The sequence below is a fragment of the Pseudoalteromonas sp. RB2-MNA-CIBAN-0110 genome, from assembly GCF_040309305.1.
GTDB classification, from domain to species: Bacteria; Pseudomonadota; Gammaproteobacteria; order Enterobacterales; family Alteromonadaceae; genus Pseudoalteromonas; species Pseudoalteromonas arctica.
Genome location: NZ_JBEOOQ010000005.1, coordinates 1 through 21,143 on the forward strand (window position 1 = coordinate 1; position 21,143 = coordinate 21,143).

Annotated in this window: 16 protein-coding genes and 1 other RNA gene; 4 read left to right on the forward strand and 13 right to left on the reverse strand. The window is 39.1% G+C overall.

Annotated features, from left to right (window positions below; translation table 11 throughout):
* Window positions 1-191: 191 nt before the first annotated feature.
* A complete protein-coding gene (locus tag AAEY68_RS04390; protein WP_350585576.1) occupies window positions 192-521 on the reverse strand; it encodes a helix-turn-helix domain-containing protein in 330 nt (109 codons plus the stop codon).
* 141 nt (window positions 522-662) lie between these two features.
* Here AAEY68_RS04390 and AAEY68_RS04395 point away from each other — a divergent pair, with 141 nt between their 5' ends.
* Complete coding sequence (locus tag AAEY68_RS04395; RefSeq protein WP_350585577.1) at window positions 663-2,252, forward strand: hypothetical protein; 1,590 nt, start codon at window positions 663-665, stop codon at window positions 2,250-2,252.
* A 14-nt stretch (window positions 2,253-2,266) separates the two neighbouring features.
* Window positions 2,267-3,718, forward strand: coding sequence for a protein kinase domain-containing protein (locus tag AAEY68_RS04400; RefSeq protein ID WP_350585579.1), 1,452 nt, complete (start codon window positions 2,267-2,269; stop codon window positions 3,716-3,718).
* Between the two features lie 79 nt (window positions 3,719-3,797).
* Here AAEY68_RS04400 and AAEY68_RS04405 read toward each other — a convergent pair whose 3' ends face one another.
* From AAEY68_RS04405 to AAEY68_RS04425, 5 genes are all read right to left on the reverse strand, one after another.
* Window positions 3,798-4,799 (reverse strand): TniB family NTP-binding protein, encoded by a 1,002-nt coding sequence (locus tag AAEY68_RS04405; RefSeq protein WP_350585580.1) that lies wholly within the window; start codon window positions 4,797-4,799, stop codon window positions 3,798-3,800.
* A 2-nt stretch (window positions 4,800-4,801) separates the two neighbouring features.
* On the reverse strand, window positions 4,802-6,625 hold the full coding sequence (locus tag AAEY68_RS04410; RefSeq protein ID WP_350585581.1) for a TnsB C-terminal domain-containing protein: 1,824 nt from the start codon (window positions 6,623-6,625) through the stop codon (window positions 4,802-4,804).
* On the reverse strand, window positions 6,618-7,247 hold the full coding sequence (locus AAEY68_RS04415) for a TnsA endonuclease N-terminal domain-containing protein (protein ID WP_350585583.1): 630 nt from the start codon (window positions 7,245-7,247) through the stop codon (window positions 6,618-6,620). The genes AAEY68_RS04410 and AAEY68_RS04415 overlap by 8 nt, the downstream gene beginning before the upstream one ends.
* 133 nt (window positions 7,248-7,380) lie before the next feature.
* Window positions 7,381-7,477, reverse strand: an RNA gene (ffs, locus tag AAEY68_RS04420) — signal recognition particle sRNA small type.
* 139 nt (window positions 7,478-7,616) lie between these two features.
* Window positions 7,617-8,492 carry a DUF3014 domain-containing protein gene (locus AAEY68_RS04425; RefSeq protein ID WP_024590734.1) on the reverse strand — a complete coding sequence of 292 codons (876 nt, stop codon included), beginning with the start codon at window positions 8,490-8,492 and terminating at the stop codon, window positions 7,617-7,619.
* A 239-nt stretch (window positions 8,493-8,731) separates the two neighbouring features.
* On the opposite strand from AAEY68_RS04425, the gene AAEY68_RS04430 reads away from it, so the two are divergent.
* Entirely contained in the window at window positions 8,732-9,877 is a 1,146-nt protein-coding gene (locus AAEY68_RS04430; protein ID WP_007584072.1) for a patatin-like phospholipase family protein, read from the forward strand.
* 9 nt (window positions 9,878-9,886) lie between these two features.
* On the opposite strand, the gene AAEY68_RS04435 is transcribed toward AAEY68_RS04430, so the two are convergent.
* On the reverse strand, window positions 9,887-11,860 hold the full coding sequence (locus tag AAEY68_RS04435) for a monovalent cation:proton antiporter family protein (protein ID WP_024592786.1): 1,974 nt from the start codon (window positions 11,858-11,860) through the stop codon (window positions 9,887-9,889).
* A gap of 133 nt (window positions 11,861-11,993) precedes the next feature.
* On the opposite strand from AAEY68_RS04435, the gene AAEY68_RS04440 reads away from it, so the two are divergent.
* Window positions 11,994-12,890 (forward strand): GGDEF domain-containing protein, encoded by an 897-nt coding sequence (locus AAEY68_RS04440; RefSeq protein ID WP_024590733.1) that lies wholly within the window; start codon window positions 11,994-11,996, stop codon window positions 12,888-12,890.
* A gap of 29 nt (window positions 12,891-12,919) precedes the next feature.
* On the opposite strand, the gene AAEY68_RS04445 is transcribed toward AAEY68_RS04440, so the two are convergent.
* The 6 genes from AAEY68_RS04445 to lpxB form a co-directional block, all read right to left on the reverse strand.
* A complete protein-coding gene (locus AAEY68_RS04445) occupies window positions 12,920-13,273 on the reverse strand; it encodes a hypothetical protein (protein WP_010553734.1) in 354 nt (117 codons plus the stop codon).
* The gene (tilS, locus tag AAEY68_RS04450; protein ID WP_024592784.1) at window positions 13,274-14,578 is read right to left on the reverse strand and encodes a tRNA lysidine(34) synthetase TilS; all 1,305 of its coding nucleotides are present in this window, start codon (window positions 14,576-14,578) and stop codon (window positions 13,274-13,276) included. It lies immediately after the preceding gene.
* 82 nt (window positions 14,579-14,660) lie between these two features.
* Window positions 14,661-15,617 carry an acetyl-CoA carboxylase carboxyl transferase subunit alpha gene (accA, locus tag AAEY68_RS04455; protein ID WP_007581016.1) on the reverse strand — a complete coding sequence of 319 codons (957 nt, stop codon included), beginning with the start codon at window positions 15,615-15,617 and terminating at the stop codon, window positions 14,661-14,663.
* 16 nt (window positions 15,618-15,633) lie between these two features.
* Entirely contained in the window at window positions 15,634-19,125 is a 3,492-nt protein-coding gene (gene dnaE, locus AAEY68_RS04460) for a DNA polymerase III subunit alpha (RefSeq protein WP_010553736.1), read from the reverse strand.
* Between the two features lie 2 nt (window positions 19,126-19,127).
* The gene (rnhB, locus tag AAEY68_RS04465) at window positions 19,128-19,730 is read right to left on the reverse strand and encodes a ribonuclease HII (RefSeq protein WP_350585584.1); all 603 of its coding nucleotides are present in this window, start codon (window positions 19,728-19,730) and stop codon (window positions 19,128-19,130) included.
* Window positions 19,720-20,877, reverse strand: coding sequence for a lipid-A-disaccharide synthase (gene lpxB, locus AAEY68_RS04470; RefSeq protein WP_350585586.1), 1,158 nt, complete (start codon window positions 20,875-20,877; stop codon window positions 19,720-19,722). The genes rnhB and lpxB overlap by 11 nt, the downstream gene beginning before the upstream one ends.
* Window positions 20,878-21,143: the final 266 nt, after the last annotated feature.

Below are 21,143 nucleotides of genomic sequence, written 5' to 3' on the forward strand. Positions count from 1 at the left end.
ATAAGAGCAAATGAAATTCGGTGTCAACCGGCCACGATAATTGACGCGGAACCGGCCAAGTTAATTGACGCTAGATAGACTAATATATCTTTTGTAAATGAGTCTTCACTAAGTTCGTAAAGACAAGCTAACAAACTGTCTTCTCTATTCATAATCCCTTACCCCATACTTGGATAGTTCTATTTGTATGGTCATAGTTTAATATCCTTAACAAAACTTTCACTTAAGGTGTTAAGAGCTTCTAGAAACTCCACTTTTTTATTTTTTTCTAGTTTATTAAATTGAATAATAAGTGTAGCTAAGTCATCTTCTTCACAATAAAAATAAGCTACTGGTACATCCAGCTCTTTAGCAATGCGTTTCATAGTTAAAAAATCAGGGGCATGTTTGCCTTTTTCGTATTGGTTCATGCGAGCACTAGCCGTGTTTGGCTCCATGCCTAATGCCATACCTAGCTGTTGCTGAGTAAGGCCAGCTGCTTTTCTTGCAGCTTTTAGGCGTGAAGGTGTTGGAGTTTCCATGTGAACCTTAGCTGTAAATTATATCTTGCTAAGATTCTCTTAGTATCTAACCTATAAGTGTACTAAGGATATTTTAGTTTTTAAATATACACTTAATTAGTAATGTCTTAAACTATATATTTATGAGTTAAAAGGAATTTTATGCTTGTTTTTGCTAGTGATGCTTCTGGTAAGATTGTTTTAATAAATAATGTTAAAAATGGTAAAGCATGTAACTGTTTTTGCATCGCATGTAATGACCCTTTAATTGCACGCAATGGCGGCAAAATAAAAGCGCACTCATTTGCTCATACTACAAAAGAAGAGTCTAGAACATGCTTAATGACCGCTTTGCATCGGTACGCTCAAGAATATTTTTTAACGGTTAAAACAATAAACCTTCCAGAAATTACTATTTATCATCGAGGTTACAGTAAAACTGAACCTAGTAGAAAAGCCTTTATTAACTCTGCAAAACTTGAATATAGCATTCATAACAAATACATCGCCGATGTGAAGTTAGAAACTGATATCGGTGATTTATTAGTTGAAATCAAGGTAACATCGCCTTGCTCCGCAGAAAAAATTAACTTTTACCGTGACGAAAAAATCGCTTCCTTAGAGTATGATTTATCAGTTTATATTGATTCGGATTATGCTGATGTAGATTGTGCTCTTAAGCATAATGATGATACGTCTAATTGGTTATTTGGTTGGTGTGAGGATCAATTAAGAGAAGAGATTAATCAAAAAGTTGAACTCAACCAAATAGAAATGAATAAAAAAATTCGACAACAAATTGAAGAGTCTAGAAAACAAGCTCTACGCAAATTTGATAACTTAAAAAAGCGACAACGACTAAAGATACCCAGCCACAACATTGGATTTAACCATAATATCAGTGGTAAAAATTACGATTTATCTGCCCAAGTAGTAAAAAGTAAAAGTATACATTTTAAAGAAGTTTTTCTTGAAGCAGAGCATGAACATTTTTTACTATTGAAGTGCGTAGCTCTTAATAATTCTAACCAAGAACGAGTGTTAAATGTTGCCCTTTTATTTCAACATGATATCCCCGATATCCTCAAAAAAGATTCAGGCCAAATCATCGTAGGTCGAATAAAAAAATCAAAACGATTTAAGTTCGAATGGCTTAACTTTACACCACCAGATTCGGCTTTAGAAAGAGCCAAATTTATAGCTATTGCTGAAAAAGAAGAACAGCTAGAAAAATATAAGTTTATAGATCATGTAACAAACCATGCTGAAGTTTATACATTAGAACAAGATAGATATTTTTCAAATGATTACCCAAAATGGAAAATTTGGCTTGCTTCACAAAGCGATATAGCTTCCAACAAAAATTTTAATGTTAAAAACCCCAAGTATCCGGCTTTATTAAAAACAAATAATACACACCCTCAACTTTGGATGTTTGATCGCTGGTATATATTAATATTTAGTAAGTTAGCAGAGTTTATTGACGGCTATCCAATCAATACCCCCATAGATACAAAATACATATTTGAACTATTAAAAAACGAATTTCCACTTTCCCGTAATTACAACTTTTTTGTCGAGCAAGCAGATAAAATGAATGTTTCATATAAATTAGAGCACTTACTAAAGCCTGAAAGCATTATAAATACTTGCTTATCATTTTTTGAAGAAAAGCTAGCAGTGGTAAAAGAATCCAATTATTTTGTACGCAAGTACGATTTAAAAATACAAATACTACCTGCAAAAAATTAAATTATGGAAAATTCATGAGTAAAAGAAGAAAAATCAAAATTGGTACTATTTTTAATGGTTGTGAATTACTAGAGCTATTGGGAAAAGGAGGTAATGGAGAAGTATGGAAAGTGGTTAACCACGAGCAAGAAGCCTTCTACGCTATAAAGTTTTTAATAAATATAGATGTAGTTAACTATAAACGTTTTCAAAATGAAGTCTCTATTCTTTCAAAGCTAAAAATTGATGGCGTTATGCATGTGATAGATTCTTATTTACCTGATGATCCAAAAAGTGAATTTCCTTGGTTTATGATGCCGGTCGCGCAAGATTTTAGTAAATATTGTGAAAATCTCACCCCAATAGAGGTTGCGAGTGAATTTATAAAGTTGGCGATAACACTCAAAGAACTTCACTCGCAAAAAATAGCACACAGAGATATAAAACCAGCAAATATGCTCATTTACAATAACCGACCATACTTCACTGATTTTGGCCTAGTTCAATACCCTGGAAAAGAGGATATAACACCAGAAAGAAGAGATATAGGAGCCAAGTACACTATGGCGCCAGAAATGAGAAGGCAAGCTGATAGATCTGATGGTCTGCCAGCAGATGTGTACTCTTTAGCTAAATCATTATGGATACTTATCACTGATCAACATAAAGGTTTTGATGGACAATATAATCCTAACTCTGTAATTGGAATAAGCCAATATTGCCCTGACATTTATACGACTGAACTAGATAATTTACTTATCGAATGTACTGATAATGACCCAAAACGTCGCCCTAGTATTTTGAGTTTTTTAAACAGATTGTCAAAATGGATTAGCTTAAATAAAGACTTTGAACAGCGTAATTTATTAGAGTGGCTAGAGCTACAAAATAGAATATTTCCACTTGGCACACCAAAAAGTATTACATGGACTGATAAGAATGCAATCATTTCTATTCTCAATCAAATTGCGTTTACAAAAAGTTTAAATCATATGTTTTACCCAAATGGAGGAGGAAATACTATTAATAGGATTACAACACCTTCAGAGCCTTCAATGATTGCACTTCACTCTGGTAGTGGAACACGTGCAGATATAATGAAACCTAAAAAGTTAACTTTTGAGTCATTTGGTTTTGATCCTCAATGGAACTATTTCAGGCTTGAATTAGAAAAAATTAAACCTATTAATATAGATAATTCTATCCATTCAGAGGGTATTTGCCAGTCTTTATGCGAAATTGAAGACGGTGAGTATGTTGATTATAGCTGCTGGACATATAATGATTATGAAGGACAAGAATTACCAGAAACAGCTAGACCTGTAGAGCGATTCTTATCTGGTTCGTTTGTCTTTTTTGGTACTAGTTCCATATATAATAGTATCAGTGCTACTTATGATGCGCGTCACAATATGATGACCGAAGAGGAATTTTGTAGGTACATTGGAGAAGCCGCTAAACGTTTTTTTAATAAATCTAATGATTAACTGTTCTGCAAAGATAAACCTGTATTTTATCGGCTTTCTTTACTAAAAAAGCTAAAGCTCTTTAGTTTATAATTACTTGTCACTTCCTCAACAACTGACTAATCGGCATTCGGTCAGTAAACTTAGTCGCTATAAATGGATCTTCATCTTGGGCGCTTTCAGGTTTATAAAGTGAATAGCGCTCGACTTCGCTTGCTGTAATTTCTGCAACGGGTAAAGTAAAAAGGTTTGCTACATCAGGAAACAGTACTTCAAATGCTTTGACTAAATGCCTGGTTGTGAGGGTTTTCGCGTTGTCCATTAATGCGTAAAGTACGGCATCATCTAAAAAGTATTTTAGTGTTCTAAAACAGCCTTTTGATAGTGAGAACAAAGCAAACACTGTAGCTTGTTCACTTAAATTTGGCTTTTCGGTAAATGGCATACGATTGGCTAAGCCAATTATTAACTGTATAAAATGCTTTGGGTTTTCTGATAATTTAAAATAAGGCAGCTGCCGCCTTACTAATAAACGCGATGACCACTGCGGCTCGTCTGCTATTTTTTCTGCCCACGGCATACCTACCAATACAATTGATACACCCGCTTCGTCGTTAATGTATTTTAATCGGTTGGCAATCTCACGGCGCTTTTTACCTTGGTTGTGTTCAATCAACTCTTGAAACTCATCAATAATTATAAGCTCTGTGCCACACGTTTTTAGGCATTTTATTAATGATGTCGTTAAGCGAGTGCCGTTTATTCGTAGCTTGCGCTCTGTGCTGCCTACTTGCCCTAAGTCTTTAAGAAGCTCAGCTAAAGTAGACTCTAATGTCGGGTTACTAGGTATGCGGCTTACTAATACAGGATGATTCATAACACCATTAATAAACTGCGGTAAATGTCGTTCTTTATATTGCTTGATCAGTGCTGTTTTACCTGTGCCTGTATCGCCATTTAAAAGCATGCAGGGTTTTTCGCCCGCTAACCCTTTACCAAGTCTTAATCTGTCGAAGTCGTTAAATACCGTGCTTATTATTGGGTATTCAATAAATACATCACGAAATTCGTTAAGCTTTTCTTTTTGTTTATCGGTCAGCATAATTAAAATCCATCTAGATCTGAGATAAAGTCATCCCAGCTATCTGTTGGTTGCTCTTTAGGGGTGACCTTTTTGGGTTCTACTGGCTCGCTCTGAGCTATTGATTTTTGTGAATCACTATTTACATTTTGATGCTTAGCTAACGCTTTACCCCCTTTTACCTTTGAGTTTTTTGGCGCATTTTTTAACTCTTCAAACTCGTTTTGAATTTTATTATGAATAAACATACGCGCTTTTGCTAAGCCTACATTATCGATAGAGCCCGAAATAAAATCGCGATGAATACGTATATTTATTTTATGCTGATTCAAACTTAAATTTTGGGTATAATCGTTTGGATCTATGCATGGCACTTTTATGTAATGCTCTAGCTTATCGAGGTAAACGTATATATAAGAAATATCATCGGGGTTTAATTTAATTAAAACTTCTTGAGATACTTTATGGCTAAATTGCTTTCTATAATTTGCTAGTTCAGTACTGTCGTAGCTTAAATTTTCTAGCCTTATTCCACCTTTACGAAGTACCCGATGATTTGAAATACTGAGCACAACATCTAGTTGTTGAAGATCATCATTACTTAGCATTGTTGGTGGTAACGTATTAAAGCCTTGATCCCATAATTGGCTAGGTATGTACTTAAAGCGGCTGTCGGCATCTTGATGGTAAACATCTACTACCCATTTATGAAATAACTGCATAAAGGTCGTAAAACGCATGATTGCATCTTTTTTGGGATTGTATTCATGCTTTTGTAAAATGTTAGAAAAGGTTTTACCAGGAACAGGGTCTAATAATTCAGTGTTAATTGTGCCGAACATACGTTCTACAAATGGTTTTAACCAAGGCTTTGCGACAGGGTTATATTGAGTATTAATGCCTATCTCTTCACAAGCAAGTTCAAGGCTGTTACTCCAAAATTCAGCGCCATTATCAACAACGAGTGTTTCAATTTTACCAGCACACTTCCACTCATTAATCGTATCAGGGTATAGTTTTGCCACTTCACTTTTAGGTTTCATCGCATTTAACATTGCTCGCCTTACTGCATCATAGCTAGGCTCACTGAAGCTAAAATAATAGCCAACAATACAATGGCTATACACATCTACTAACATGGTGAGTGTTGGCCGACCAAGTGGAATATGGAGCTCATCATCTAATAAAATAAGATCAAGCGGTGTATGGTCAATTTCAACTTTTTCGAGTACTCGGGTAGGCCGTGTATGCCCTTCTACTTTATTAAAAGCAATATCAGCAAGGCGCTTACCATAACGAGCAATCATCACTTCGTATTGTGGTAAGTTATCTATTCTGTTTTTAAACGCTTTGTATGTTAAAGGCTTTAAAACACTGCCTACAACACTGTCGTTTTCAATAATAACTAAGTCTTTATATAACTTGTAAGCCGAAGCCACTGATGGCTTTTCTTTTACTAAGTAACGTTCAAGTGCTTTTTCAAAAAACTTATCGGTTGCTGTATCGTGCTCCCTGTTACCTTTTTTTTGGTGGCTTGGTATTAGCGCCATTATATTTTTATCCGCATTGGTATAAGCGCTATACCATCGTGCTGCTGTTCTCCAACTGGGCTTTTTTTCTCCCTCAACTTCGGGCATTACTTTCAATAAAGGCTCAAGGTTTTTTTGTGTCCAACCGCCTTGAATATTAGCCTCAAGCCATTGAATATATTTAAGCTTAGCAAATGTTGTTGTTTTAATTTTTTCAGGAAGGGCTTGTAAGTCTTTGGCGTAATTTTGAGGTAGTTTGGTCTCTACTTTTGGTAATGGCTGGTTAAATTCATCATCAAACAAACCATCATTAAACATTATTAGACCAAATTGCTGTTTCTATTGATATTTCATTTGTAGTTAAGTCGGCAAATAACTGCCCTAATGATAATAAGCGCAGCACCGTAGCAAGTAGTTCACCGGCAGTTACTTTTAAAAAGTTAACTAACTGGCCCACTTTAATAGAGCCGCATTGCTTAACAAGTGCTAACACCGATGCTTGCAATTCTGTTAAAGACTGAAAACCAGAGTAGCGATGTAAAAGCTTTAAGTTATTGAGTGTTGGGTATACACGGATTTGCTTATCAGTAACCAGTATTAAATCGCGTCCATCTTGCTTAGCTATGGTTTGCTTTTCAATAAAACGTGCACGAAAGTCTTTGTCGGCAATTTTGCTTTGTGGTTTTACTTCTATAAATTTTTGCGTACCGTCTGTGTGGGTAAGTAAAAAGTCAGGTGTATAACGGCAAGTACGGTTATCAAGCTCATATTCGTAACCTAGTGGTTGTGCTTCAAATGCGGCTATTGATGGTAAAAATTCAAAATGGAAACACGCATCAAACTCTAAAGAGGATTCAACTAAACATGTAGATTTATTTTTTTGACTAGCAAATTTATGGAGGTTTTTAACACGGGAGTGTTTTAGTTTTCTTCTGTACATGTGAGTCAACCATCTAACCATTTGGTTAAATACTAGACTATGCCACCTTATACTTCCAATTTATGCCATCTTTTAGTACAAATATGTCAACTTATACTTCAAACAACACCCAAATGAGGAATTTGGGTGGCAGTCTTACCAGCCACATCTCGGCACACACGTCACAAACTGTGGCTGCTCCCTTCCGGGCCTGACCAGGTTCGCCTGCTAGTGTTGCGAGAGGACCAATAAGACTACCATTGAGGGCCTTGGTTGGCGCGGGAGGGATTATCTCTACTTTTGCTCTGTTATTCAAGGGATAATCTAAAAAGAAAGTGCGATTGCATACTTCATATACAATCGCGGCGTATTTAGCTATTTTAGTGCGTATTAATTGTTCTCTAACTGCGCTTTTATATTACGTAATGCTGCTTTTACTTTTTTCATGTTTTCTGGACCCATACGTAAAAGCTGTTTTTGTGCATCTGGTAATTGCTCCCACTCCGAAAACGCATACTGGTACGTTACTGAATCACGAAGTAACGGCAAGTCACCTTCAGGCTCTGGCGTATCAAGTAATAAATCGATTGCATCGGTTAGCGTTTGATTAAATTCGTCATCGCCGTAACCAATTTCACTGTATGCATTATTAATAAGTGGCTTGTACTCTTCGTACATGCGAACGGCTTGCGCTGCACTCATACTGGTAAATATTTTCACATACGGTGTATAACGCTCGTAGCTGTTAGGGTTAATAGTTAAGATATCACCTTCATTCACGCTAAATTTTTCTTCTGGCTGTACAACAGGCATGTGTTTTTTAGCTATTTTTCCTTTTGCTAAGTTATCTACATATACCACACCACGACGAATAACATCGTCGGTCACCATTAAGCTCATTACTGAGTCGCTTAGGTACTCGTCCATTTTAGCAACAACAACTGCATCACTTTCGTTAAGCGTTGGTAGTGGCTCTGCTTCTGGCACAGGCTCACTTGGACTTTGTGCTGGTACTTCAAGCTCTGCTGGCTTTTCTGGATTTACAGACGGCGCATCTACCACAGGGTCGTTCTCGGGTTTAAGCTCCATCATAGGTTGTTCTTTAACTGTGGGCTCTACCTCAGTGCGTGTTGCTTGCTCGTCACTGGGTGTTAGCAATACGAAGGCGGCCGCACATGCTACGACTATTAAAATAATAACGGCGAAAAGAATATTGTTATTAGGTGGACGTTTTTGAACATCTGATGCTTCTGGTTTATCTGACATACGAACTCCATAAAAATTAAAATGCGATATCACTTAGAGTACGCTAAGTGGATTAAATTCATTCTTACACAAATACTATGACATTTTATAATACGGCAATTATAGCAAAGTAAGTTAAGTACTAAATTGGGTGATTAAACAATGTAATAAGTATTAGGGCAGTTATCCTTTGATTCTTCTAGCTTAAAGACTTACAGTTAATAAATAAAGTAAAGACGTAGAACAGTTTAACCACCAATATGAAAATCAAGCAAGTTGATCCACAAAAACCTAAAATTGCCTTATTACTCACAGGTGGTGGCGCACGTGCTGCTTATCAAGTGGGTGTCCTTAAAGCGCTAGCTCATAGTATGCCTCGTACCGCTCCATTGCCATTTAGAGTAATAAATGGCACCTCTGCTGGGGCTATTAACTCAGCTGCGTTAGCATGTTACGCCTCCTGTGCGCATTTGGCTGTACGAAAGCTTGAATCAGTTTGGAAAAACTTTTCAACCTCTATGGTCTATAAAAGTGATTTTTTAAGCGTATTTGGTCATATTGCGCGTAATATTTTAACGAGCTTTCAGTCAGAACATATTAACCATCCACCAGCGAGCTTGCTAAACAACCGCCCTCTGCGTGGTTTATTAAACGAAATTTTAGATTTACACCGCATTGAGCGCAATTTACACCGTAATTATTTAGATGCTCTTTCAATTACAGCCTCAAGTTATACAACGGGTGACTCGGTTGCATTTTTTCAATCTAATACGCAAACATCTTGGCAGCGTGCTAAACGCGAAGGCCGTGCAACTCGTATTAATGTTGAGCACTTAATGGCATCGAGTGCCATCCCTATGGTGTTTCCAAGTGTAAATATTTATAACCATTACTTTGGGGATGGCTCTATACATCAACTTTCTCCGCTGAGTCCGTCGATTCATTTAGGCGCTGAAAAAATATTTATTATTGGGGTCGACCAACCCAAAGAATTACACCCACCGGGTTACTCGCCACATTATCCGGGTCTATCCGCTGTTGCAGGGCATTTACTCGACAGTGTATTTACCGACACTATGCAATCGGATTTAGAGCGTTTGGCTCGTGTTAACCGAACATTAGGGCTATTACCCGCTCGCGACAAACATCAAGAACTTAAACAAATAGATACCTTTGTCATTAACCCTTCGCAAAACTTTAACGCAATTGCAGCGCAGTATTACGACGATATGCCATGGGCCATTAAAGTATTGCTACGTACCATAGGTGTAAAAAAGCATTCGCAATCGAGCTTAACCAGTTACCTATTGTTTGAAAAACGCTACACCCAGCATTTAATGCAAATTGGCTATGAAGACGGTATGGCGCAGCTACCTAAGATGCGTGAATTTTTAGAGTTAGATTAATCTAAGTCACTATTCGATTCCGTCGAGCAGATAGTGCTCTACCCGCTCAACACGCCTTGGTTTACCTTGTAATACTAAAACGTCATTAGCCAATAATGTTGTTTGCGCTGATGGCGTATCTATTTCGGCTCCTTCTCTGCGCAGTGCTTTTACGAGTACTCGCCGCTTTTCTAAATTAAGATCTTCAATTGTTTTACCCACGGCATAAGCTTGCTGAGGTAGCGCTACAACATGTAAGTATTCTAATCGTTCACTTGAGGCATCTTCGCTATCTTTAAAATACCCTGCGTAAAAGCTTTGCATTAATGGATAACGATTACGACGTTCTTTACTTACTCTACGCACAATACGCGTCATCGGTACGCCCGACATAGACAACACATGCGACACGAGCATTAAGCTCGCCTCTAACGACTCTGGCACTACTTCGGTTACGCCTAGCCCTTTTAAATAATCTAACTGGCTATCGTCACGAGTACGAATAAGTATTTTAACGTTGGGCGCTATTTGTTTTATGGCATCAATAACAACTTGTGCGTGATCAAGCTCTGTAAAAGTAATAATAACCAAGCGAGCTCGCTCTACTCCTGCGCACTTTAAAATATCTTTTTGTTTAACATAGCCAAATATAACAGGCTCACCTGCCGCTTTGCCTTCTTGTACTAAAATTGGGTTACTTTCAATGGCAACGTAGTCTATTGCTTCGGGCTTTAAAAAACGCGCTATAGTTTGCCCAACTCGCGAAAAACCACAAATAACAACATGGTCGCTATAAAGTGTACTACTTTGTGGCTCACTCTCCAGCGCTAAACTAGGGCGATCGAGTATACCCAAACGCTTTAAAATAAATGGCGTTTTATCAATCAAAAATGGTGTAAATGCCATTGATAACACACCAAGGGCAATTAAAAATGAAGCTTGCTCTGAGTTTAATAACTGATGCTGGCCAGCAAGTGCGATAAGTACAAAACCAAACTCCCCCATTTGCCACAGCATAATGCCACAGGCGAGCGAGTCTTGGTTTCGCTCATGCATTAGCCGCGCACTAAGTGCTACTACTGTAATTTTTAATACGAGTAACCCAAGCAATGCGCCAATAATTATTACTATATGCGCCAGTACAAATAAAATATCCAACTGCATACCCACAGTTACAAAAAACAGCCCCATTAAAATATCGCGAAATGGACGTATATCGGCCTCTAACTGATGCCTGTAATTGCTCTCACCTAACATCATTCCCGCTAAAAAAGCGCCCAATGCCATAGACAAGCCAAACATATACGTTAAAAAGCCCGCAAATAAGGCGACTAATATAGTGGTAAGCACAAACAACTCATCTGTTCGTACTTGCGCTATTTCTTTAAACACAATGGGCAATACCCATTTACCAATTGCCCAAAGAAGCACGCATACAAATGCGCCCTTACTTAGGGCAAACGCTAAAGCCCAGCCAATACTTTGAGAGTCGCTTGATGCAAATAAAGGAAGTATTATTAATAGAGGAACAACAGCAATATCTTGAAAAAGCAGTACACCAACGGCCAATTGCCCACGGCGCTGATTAAGCTCACCCGTTTCCTTTAATAGCTTAACCACTACAGCCGTAGAAGAAAGCGCCATAATTGTACCAATGGTAAAACTGGTGAGTAGGGAAAAGTCTAAACAATATAAAATAATAATGAAGAGTAAGCTGGTTATACCTACTTGTAACGAGCCCAGCCCAAATACTAGGCTTCGCATTGCCATTAGCCGCGAAATAGAAAATTCTAACCCCAAACTAAATAACAAAAACACAATCCCAAGCTCTGCTACAAACTCTATTTCATGAGATTGCGCTAACCAACCAATACCATGACTACCGGCTAAAACCCCCGTTGCTAGGTACGCCAAAATAGGCGGCAAGCCAATGCGTTTAAAAAACCACACAAAAAGAACTGCAGCCACTAGCAAGCCAAAAATTTGAACGTTAATACTCTGCAAATTCGGCCTCACGCGTCAATTAAACCAAGGGACTTACTTTAAATATAGCAACCTTCTGTTTTTCAGCCAGTTTTAAAATATGGCACAAAAATCGCTTAGTAATTGCAAAGTAACACCCTCGGGGGAGAATTTAATGGAAAACGTCCATATTTTGACGCAGCGTGTGTCTGGTCGCGGTGATTTTTTGCCGTTTTCGGCTGAACATTCGCCAACAAATGAAATAACAGAAACACATAAACTCGTTACAGAGCTACAAACTAGCTTAGTGATTGAGGATGTTTTAGCTATATACGCAAAATTTACAAAACAATTGTTAAATTTCTCTGGTTTACAGTTTCAGTCAACACTGGGAACTACGCAAACATCACAGAGTGATACAAATAGTACACCCTATATTTTTGATTTGGCGATTGGTAAAGAACACTTAGGGCAGCTAATTTATTTTAGTAAATTCCCGCTTGGTCAAGCCATTGAGAAAAAGCTACATACTTTGCATACTGCGCTGGTTTATCCACTTCGTAATGCGATGATGTATAGCCGAGTATTAAAACTTGCCACAAAAGATGCGTTAACAGGCTTAAATAACCGTAGTCAGTTTAATGACTTTTTACTACAAAAGCTTGAAAACTGCCGTCGTTACCAGCGTCCATTTAGTTTAATGCTGCTTGATTTAGATAATTTCAAACAAGTTAACGACAACTTTGGCCATAAAATTGGTGACGATACACTTAAAGAGTTTTCAAAAGTACTGTGTAGCAGCATACGCGGTACTGATTCGGTATTTAGATTTGGTGGTGATGAGTTTGCTTTACTTATTGAAGACCCTGAGTTTACAACGAATAAAGTGATTGCTGAGCGGATAATGTGCTTAGTAAGAAAATCGCCCCTAATGTCTAAGTATAAAGTAACAACCAGTATTGGTTTTACTTTAGCTAACAGCCAAGACAGCGAAACTGAAATATTTGCTCGCGCCGATAAAGGTTTATACAAAGCAAAAGCATCTGGTAGAAACTGCGCAAAAGCATATTAGTCTTTACTTAACTGCATTAAATAAAAAGCCTAGCTTCCCCCGCTAGGCTTTGCACTTACCAATTTATAAATAAACAACGCGGCACAAAAACCAAAAAAGAATCCGCTAATTAAATTAAGTAATGCGGTAATAGTAGCAAGCGGTGTAAATAATACTAAAAGCAGTGGCAGGCTCACGCCTAAAATAAAAAACAATCCACCTTTACCTAACCAATAAGCTAATAAAAGCACTGCAGATACAATTCCACCCGCAACTGCATAACCTAGCGTAACTATATTTAGCTCAAGTAAAATATTAGCAATAATAGCTATAACGGCCGTTATTAGCATACCCACTGGCGCTTTAGTAACTAACGACAAACCAACATGCGGCTGTTTACTCATTTATTTACACTCCCAAAAAATACCATTTTCATCAATATGTTTAGCACTTATAAAATAACCAACCACTTGAACTAATTCATCATTATAAAAAATAAGCGGCACACTGGCGCGAAGCCAGGGCGCTATTTTTGCATCTTTAAACCAATGCTTAACTGTATTACTACCAGGCTTTTTAAGTGGTTTAATGCGTGCGCTATTGCAATCAAAGCGCACTACTACTTGCTCATTAGCGTGTGGAGGTCTTACTCCGCAACCGGTGCTTTTAATTAATAAGCGCCCGTCTGCCAGTTTTAGCTGTGAATGATTCAGCTCAATATCTGTTAATACTTCACTTGGTGTTACAAAATACAAATAACCTTGATGACGACGTATTTGCCCATCGAGCAAATCAATACGCATTTGTGCATCGTTTTTTGCGCACATTGCTTGATTAATAATTTGCTCGAGCTGCTTTTGCGATGGCATCACTTGTGTAAATAGTGCAAGCCACGCACGTACTATATTTGCAATGCGCGCTGCGCTGTATTCGCTTATCTGGCCAATGCAAAGTGCTTGATGCTCGTTAATACACTTATTTAAATCAAGCTGAGTATATTCATCAAGTAATGTTTGTTGCTGCTGTAGTAGCTCAATACTTCGTGCAGTGCATTGTTCAAACCCATTAAAGCGCTCAGCTAACACAGGTACTATTTTCGATCGTAAAAAGTTACGATCAAAACTTTCATCTGTATTAGAGTCATCGGTTATGTGGCTAATACTAAACTGCGTTGCAAACGCTTCTATATCGCTGCGAGCTACATTTAGTAATGGTCTAAAACATATACGCCCACTTTGCAGCAAGCGCTCTTTATACATAGAACCAAGCCCTTTTAAACCTGAGCCACGCTTTAAGCGCAGTAAAAACGTTTCTACTTGGTCGTTTAAGTGTTGGCCCAGTAAAATAATGCTGCCTTGTGGGCTTAGTTCATCAAGTGCTTTATAACGGACGTCGCGTGCTTGGGCTTCAAGACTTGTGCGCGACTGCTGCTCAATAACAACTTTCGCAGCTTCAAAAGGCACATTAAGCTCAATGCATACGTTTTTGCAAAAGTGTTGCCAGTCATCAGCATACTGGCTCAAGCCATGGTGGACATAAATAGCCGATACATTAATTGCAGGGTTATCTACTTTTAAAGTGCGCATTAAATGCAACAACACCACAGAATCAACGCCACCAGAAAGCGCCACTGTAAAAGCGGTGTTACCTTGCTCAATATAGCTATTTAATGATTTTTTTAATTGCTGATAAATTGCTGATGTATGCATATGGGCGCACTTTTATATAAAAACTCTGAACATTTTAAAGCAAAAAAGCCGCATAAGCGGCTTTTTTTAACATTTAATGTATTTAGCAATAACCAAATGACATTAAACGTTTGTAACGTTGATCAAGCATTTCTTCAAGCGTAAGCGCTTGTAGGTCTGCTAAGTCACGTTTAAGGCGAACTTTTAAGTTACGTGCCATAGCATCGTAATTGCGGTGCGCGCCACCTAGAGGTTCATCAATTAAGTTACTGATTAAATCTAGTTCTTTAACTCGCTCTGCGGTTACACCCATTGCTTCTGCTGCAAGTGGGGCTTTGTCGGCGCTTTTCCAAAGAATAGACGCACAACCTTCAGGCGAAATTACAGAGTAAGTGCTGTATTGCAACATGTTAACTCTGTCGCCAACACCAATCGCTAATGCACCACCTGAACCGCCTTCACCAATAACCGTACATATTGTCGGCACTTTAAGTGTCGCCATTACTTTTAAGTTACGCGCGATTGCTTCAGATTGACCACGTTCTTCAGCGCCAACACCTGGGTATGCACCCGGCGTGTCGATAAAAGTCATGATTGGCATTTTAAAACGCTCAGCCATTTCCATTAAGCGCAATGCTTTACGGTAACCTTCTGGCTTTGGCATACCAAAGTTGCGTTTAATTTTTTCAGCAGTGTCACGGCCTTTTTGTTGGCCAATAACCATTACTGGTTCGCCATCTAAACGCGCAACGCCTCCTAAAATAGCCGGATCGTTAGCAAAAGTACGATCGCCAGCAAACTCGTCAAATTCCGTGAAAATGCGCTCGATATAATCTCGAGTGTAAGGACGCAACGGATGACGTGCTAACTGTGATACTTGCCAAGCGCCTAAATTAGAAAAAATCTCCTGTTTTTGTTTGGCACTTTTTTCTTTTAATTTGCTGACTTCCTCTTCTAACTCAAGGTCTAATTCGCCAGCGCGGCTTATATTTTGTAATTCTTCAATTTTTGCTTCTAATTCTGCAATTGGAAGCTCAAAATCAAGATAATTGAGGCTCATGCTCTAAACTACCTAATCAGTTAAATTCTAGTTCTACATCTTGCGCAGCCATTAGTGATAACTTATGAATTAAATCGTCACTTGGCGTAACACACCATTCGATCCCAAGAGTTAATTGCGCCAACGCATCTGGACGTTGGTAATAAACCTTGATCGGACACGTTCCCATTTTATAGGGTTCGAGTACTTTTTGTAATTTATCGAAGAAACCTGCCTCGACTTGCACCATGTTCAGCGTCATTTTAATCGCTTTAATACGCTTTTCACGCGCTTGAGCAATGGTGTTTATTTCTCTGGCGGTCATTGTAATACCACCGGAGAAGTTATCAAAGCTGACCTGTCCAGATATTACCAAGATATTGTTAACTTGGAGCATATCTTGGTACTTTTCAAACTCGTCTGAATACAAGCGTACATCAATCCGTGCACTCTTGTCATCTAAAGTTACTAAGGCCCAACGATTTCCTTTTTTATTAATTAATACCCTAGAAGCAATCACCAAACCTGCGGCTGTTGCAAATACATCGCGGTTCGTTGGCTGTAAATCAACTATTTTCCCGCTGGTATAATGCCTAAGCTCACGGCGGTACTGATTTATCGGATGCCCAGTTAAATAAAGGCCTAGGGTTTCTTTTTCACCATCTAACCATTCGTTATCAGTTAGGCCTGTGGCTTTAATAAAGGCTTGTTCAACCTCATCAGGCTCAGTGGCTAATAAACCAAACAAATCACTTTGCCCTAATAGCTCAGCTTTGTTGTGTTGGTCGGCTGCCCGCATTGCACTTTTTAAACTCGCTAGTAATGTAGCACGGCCAGCTTGGGTTTTTTCTGGCCCTAAATTATCGAGTGCACCTGAATAAATTAATTTTTCGGTCACGCGTTTATTTAAGCGTTTTAAATCAACTCGGGCACAAAAATCAAATAAATCTTTAAATGGGCCCCCTTTTGCACGCGCTTCTAATATTGCATCAACCGGTGCTTCACCCACACCTTTTATCGCGCCAATGCCGTAAACAATCTCGCCTTGCAAGTTTACTGTAAACTTAAACTCACCTGCATTCACATCTGGCGGCAATAAGGTGAGCTTCATGTTTTCACATTCATCCACCAAAATAACGATTTTGTCGGTGTTATCCATATCAGCCGACATTACCGCAGCCATAAACTCTGCAGGATGATGCGTTTTCATCCACAGCGTTTGATACGAAACAAGTGCATACGCCGCCGAGTGAGATTTATTAAAACCGTAACCTGCGAACTTTTCTACCAAGTCGAAGATTTTTATTGCGAGTTCGCCGTCAATGCCGTTATTTCTTGCGCCATCTTCAAACGTTGAACGCTGCTTTGCCATTTCTTCGGGTTTTTTCTTACCCATTGCACGACGCAGCATGTCGGCGCCACCTAGCGTGTAACCTGCTAGTACTTGCGCAATTTGCATTACTTGTTCTTGATACAAGATAATGCCGTACGTTGGATCAAGTATTGGTTTTAAGCTTTCGTGCTGATACTGCGCATCTGGGTATGAGATTTCTTCGCGGCCCAGTTTTCGATCGATAAAGTTATCTACCATGCCTGATTGCAGCGGACCTGGTCGAAACAAGGCCACGAGTGCAATCATATCTTCAAAGCAGTCGGGCTTAAGTCTGCGTACTAAGTCTTTCATACCGCGCGACTCTAGCTGGAATACAGCAGTCGTTTCAGCGCGAAGTAGCAACTCAATACTTTTTTTATCATCCAGTGGGATGGTATTTATATCAACGAGGTCTTTACCTTGGCGCTCCATGCGCACATTGGTCATTTCGACCGCCCACTGCAATATAGTCAGTGTACGTAAACCCAAGAAATCGAACTTAACTAAGCCTGCAGTTTCTACGTCGTTTTTATCAAATTGCGTTACCGGAAACTTACCTTCGTCATCGCAATAAAGCGCGGCAAAGTCGGTAATAGTGGTTGGCGATATTACTACGCCACCCGCATGTTTCCCGGCGTTACGTGTACACCCTTCTAGGATGCGACACATGTCGATTAAATCTTTTACTTCATTATCGCCATCGTAGGCTTCTTGCAAGCGCGGTTCTATATCAAACGCTTTAGCAAGTGTCATCCCAGGATCGCCTGGAATCATTTTAGAAATACGATCAACAAACCCGTAAGGGTGTCCAAGCACTCGCCCTACATCGCGAATTACCGCTTTTGCAGCCATAGTACCAAAGGTAATAATTTGCGATACCGCATTACGCCCATACAAAGCCGACACGTGATCAATTACTTCGTCTCGTCTATCCATACAAAAATCGACGTCGAAATCGGGCATTGATACACGTTCTGGATTCAAAAATCGCTCAAAAAGCAAGTCGAATTCGAGTGGGTCCAAATCGGTAATTTTAAGTGCGTACGCAACTAACGAACCCGCACCTGAACCACGACCAGGTCCAACAGGAATATTGTTATCTTTACTCCACTGAATAAACTCCATTACGATTAAGAAGTAACCTGGGAATCCCATTTGGTTAATTACGCCAAGCTCTATATCAAGTCGCTCATCGTATTCAACGCGTTTTACTTTTCGCTCTTCTTCGTCGGGGAATAAAAACTGCAGTCGCTCTTCAAGACCATCTTCTGACACTTTAACTAAAAACTCATCAATCTTAAGTGAGCCGGTTGGGTAATCAGGTAAAAAGTAAGTCCCTAGCTGAACTGTTACATTACAACGTTTAGCTATTTCTACTGTGTTTTGTAGGGCTTCTGGAATGTCGCTAAACAGCTCAGCCATTTGCTCTGATGTTTTTAGGTATTGTTCTTCAGAGAACCGTTTAGGTCTGCGTTTATCGTCAAGCGTGTAGCCGTCAAAAATAGCAACGCGAATTTCGTGTGCTTCAAAGTTTTCAGGCTTTAAAAATACCACTTCGTTGGTCGCTACAACAGGTAGCTGCTCTTTGGTAGCAAGCTCTACCGCCATGTGTAAGTAGTCTTCTTCAAGCGGTCGATTGGTGCGCACAAGCTCAAGGTAGTAGTTGTCGCTAAAATGCTGCTTGTAAAAGCTAACAACCGATTCAATAACGCTTGGATTATTTTTTAGTAACGCTTTACCTAAGTCACCATCTTTAGCGCCCGAGAGAATAATTAAGCCCGTTTTATGCTCCACCAGCCATTCTCGGTCAATCACTGGGCGATGAAACACATGCCCACGTTGATACGCTTTAGATATTAATAAGGTAATGTTTTTATAGCCGTCGTTGTCTTTGGCTAATATGGTTAAGCGGCTTGGCTCGTCAGGAAATTCTGGGCTACGAACCCAAAAGTCAGCACCCACAATAGGCTTAATACCGGCGTTATGTGTTGCGCCATAAAAGCGCACTAAGCCACAAAAGTTCATTTGATCGGTAATCGCAATAGCGGGCATTTGCAGCTCTTGCGCTTTTGCGACTATCGGCTTTGTTTTAGCAAGGCCGTCAACCATCGAAAAATCTGAATGCACTCTTAAATGAACAAAATCAGGAGCAGCCATGCTTAGCCCTCACCATTGGCTTGCGCTAAAACGCGCTGCACAGGTTTAAAGCTTTTACGATGTTCGTCAATTGCGCCGTACTGCTCAAGCGCGGCAAAATGCGCTTTTGTTGGATACCCTTTATGCCCTGCAAAGCCATATTCAGGGTGGCGTTTATCAAGCTCAATCATTTCATCATCACGTGCTACTTTAGCTAAAATAGACGCGGCTGAAATTTCTGCCACTAAGCTATCGCCTTTAACAACAGCTTGCGCAGCCATAGTGAGTTTTGGTAAGCGATTACCATCTATAAATACAAATTCAGGTTGCCTACTTAATGCCTCTACTGCGCGAGTCATGGCAAGCATAGTTGCGTGCAGAATATTTAACTCATCAATTTCTGTTGGGCTGCAGCGACCATAGGCATAACACAATGCTTTTTCTTTTATTTCAATCGCAAGCGCTTGGCGTTTTTTATCTGTTAATTTTTTAGAATCCGCTAAGCCTGCAATTGGTTTAGTGGGATCTAAAATGACGGCGGCAGTAACTACATCACCCACAAGCGGGCCGCGCCCTACTTCATCTACACCGGCAATTAAGGATACATTAGGTCTATCAATTTGCATTTATTAACTCCGCCACAGCGTTGGCTGCTTGTTCGCTGGCATTTAATCTAATTTTTTCGTGAATAGCTAAAAAGCGTGCTTTTAGCTCAATGTTATCTGTATTAAGCATAGGAGTAAGCGCATTGGTTAAATTAGCCACATTACACTCACTTTGTAAAAACTCAGGCACTAGCTCTTCGTCGGCTAATAAATTAGGCAACGAAAAATACTTAATATTAAACGTAAATAAGGTTTTAAAAATCCAATAGCTCAACGGCTTTATTTTATAACCGACTACCATTGGCTTTTTATAAAGCATACCTTCAAGTGTTGCAGTGCCCGACGCTAATAAAATAGCATCGGCGGCTTGCATCGCTAATTTTGATTGTCCATCAAGCAGGTTAACATTAAGGTTTGGCGCGGTAGCGTTTAATATATCAGTAAACTGCGCTTTGCGTTTTTCGTTAACCAATGGCACCACAACTTTAAGATTGGGATTTTTAGCTTGCAGCTCTGCAGCTGTTTTAATGTAAGTTTCGCTTAGTAAACCAACTTCTGAGCCTCGACTACCAGGTAGCAGCGCCAGTACTTTGTCATCAAGGCTTAAGCCGAGTTCTGCACGTGCTTTAGTATCGTCGTGCTCAAGTGCTATGTCGTCAGCCAAGGTATGACCCACAAATGTACATGGCACTTGGTGTTTATCGTAAAATTCTTTTTCAAATGGCAGTAACGCAAGCACTAAATTAGTCGCTGCACTTATTGTATGAATTCGCTTTTCGCGCCACGCCCAAACAGATGGACTTACATACTGTACTGTTTTAATGCCCGCATCTTTAAGTGGCTTTTCTACACGTAAGTTAAAATCGGGTGCATCTATACCAATAAATACATCAGGTGGGTTATCTACAAAATGCTGCACGAGTTGTTTACGTATTTTAAGCAAACGCGGCAAACGCCCTAGCACCTCAACAAGCCCCATTACCGAAAGCTCATCCATGTCGTAAAGTGTTTTACAGCCCTGCGCTTGCATTTTAGGTCCTGCTATTCCTTCAAAAATAGCGTCCGGAAAATGTTTTTTAAGGGCTTTAATTAAACCTTCACCTAAAATATCGCCCGACAGTTCACCTGCCACAATACCAATTCGTAGTTGTTTTTTATCTTTATTCATTTGATTTTATTTCACAAGTAAACCAGGCGTTCATGCTTGTTAGTTTACCGTGTTTTACTGTTTGGTTAAACGCTTTAAATAACTGGTTTTTTATCACGTAAGTTAAGGCTTTATGTTGTTTGTTTTTAATACTGATGTAGCATAGGAAATATATATTAAGTTTTACTAATATGTATGTTGACAAAAATTGCACAAAAGTAAATACTATTACAAACTTTCAGTAATTACTGAAAGTTCATTAAACCTTAACTTTGCCAATTAAATGT

What these genes read in the sequence shown, in the direction of transcription:
- AAEY68_RS04390 (WP_350585576.1), bottom strand. Translation starts at nt 521, where the DNA reads ATGGAAACTCCAACACCTTCACGCCTAAAAGCTGCAAGAAAAGCAGCT.
- AAEY68_RS04395 (WP_350585577.1), top strand. Translation starts at nt 663, where the DNA reads ATGCTTGTTTTTGCTAGTGATGCTTCTGGTAAGATTGTTTTAATAAAT.
- AAEY68_RS04400 (WP_350585579.1), top strand. Translation starts at nt 2,267, where the DNA reads ATGAGTAAAAGAAGAAAAATCAAAATTGGTACTATTTTTAATGGTTGT.
- AAEY68_RS04405 (WP_350585580.1), bottom strand. Translation starts at nt 4,799, where the DNA reads ATGCTGACCGATAAACAAAAAGAAAAGCTTAACGAATTTCGTGATGTA.
- AAEY68_RS04410 (WP_350585581.1), bottom strand. Translation starts at nt 6,625, where the DNA reads ATGTTTAATGATGGTTTGTTTGATGATGAATTTAACCAGCCATTACCA.
- AAEY68_RS04415 (WP_350585583.1), bottom strand. Translation starts at nt 7,247, where the DNA reads ATGTACAGAAGAAAACTAAAACACTCCCGTGTTAAAAACCTCCATAAA.
- AAEY68_RS04425 (WP_024590734.1), bottom strand. Translation starts at nt 8,492, where the DNA reads ATGTCAGATAAACCAGAAGCATCAGATGTTCAAAAACGTCCACCTAAT.
- AAEY68_RS04430 (WP_007584072.1), top strand. Translation starts at nt 8,732, where the DNA reads ATGAAAATCAAGCAAGTTGATCCACAAAAACCTAAAATTGCCTTATTA.
- AAEY68_RS04440 (WP_024590733.1), top strand. Translation starts at nt 11,994, where the DNA reads ATGGAAAACGTCCATATTTTGACGCAGCGTGTGTCTGGTCGCGGTGAT.
- AAEY68_RS04445 (WP_010553734.1), bottom strand. Translation starts at nt 13,273, where the DNA reads ATGAGTAAACAGCCGCATGTTGGTTTGTCGTTAGTTACTAAAGCGCCA.
- tilS (WP_024592784.1), bottom strand. Translation starts at nt 14,578, where the DNA reads ATGCATACATCAGCAATTTATCAGCAATTAAAAAAATCATTAAATAGC.
- accA (WP_007581016.1), bottom strand. Translation starts at nt 15,617, where the DNA reads ATGAGCCTCAATTATCTTGATTTTGAGCTTCCAATTGCAGAATTAGAA.
- dnaE (WP_010553736.1), bottom strand. Translation starts at nt 19,125, where the DNA reads ATGGCTGCTCCTGATTTTGTTCATTTAAGAGTGCATTCAGATTTTTCG.
- rnhB (WP_350585584.1), bottom strand. Translation starts at nt 19,730, where the DNA reads ATGCAAATTGATAGACCTAATGTATCCTTAATTGCCGGTGTAGATGAA.
- lpxB (WP_350585586.1), bottom strand. Translation starts at nt 20,877, where the DNA reads ATGAATAAAGATAAAAAACAACTACGAATTGGTATTGTGGCAGGTGAA.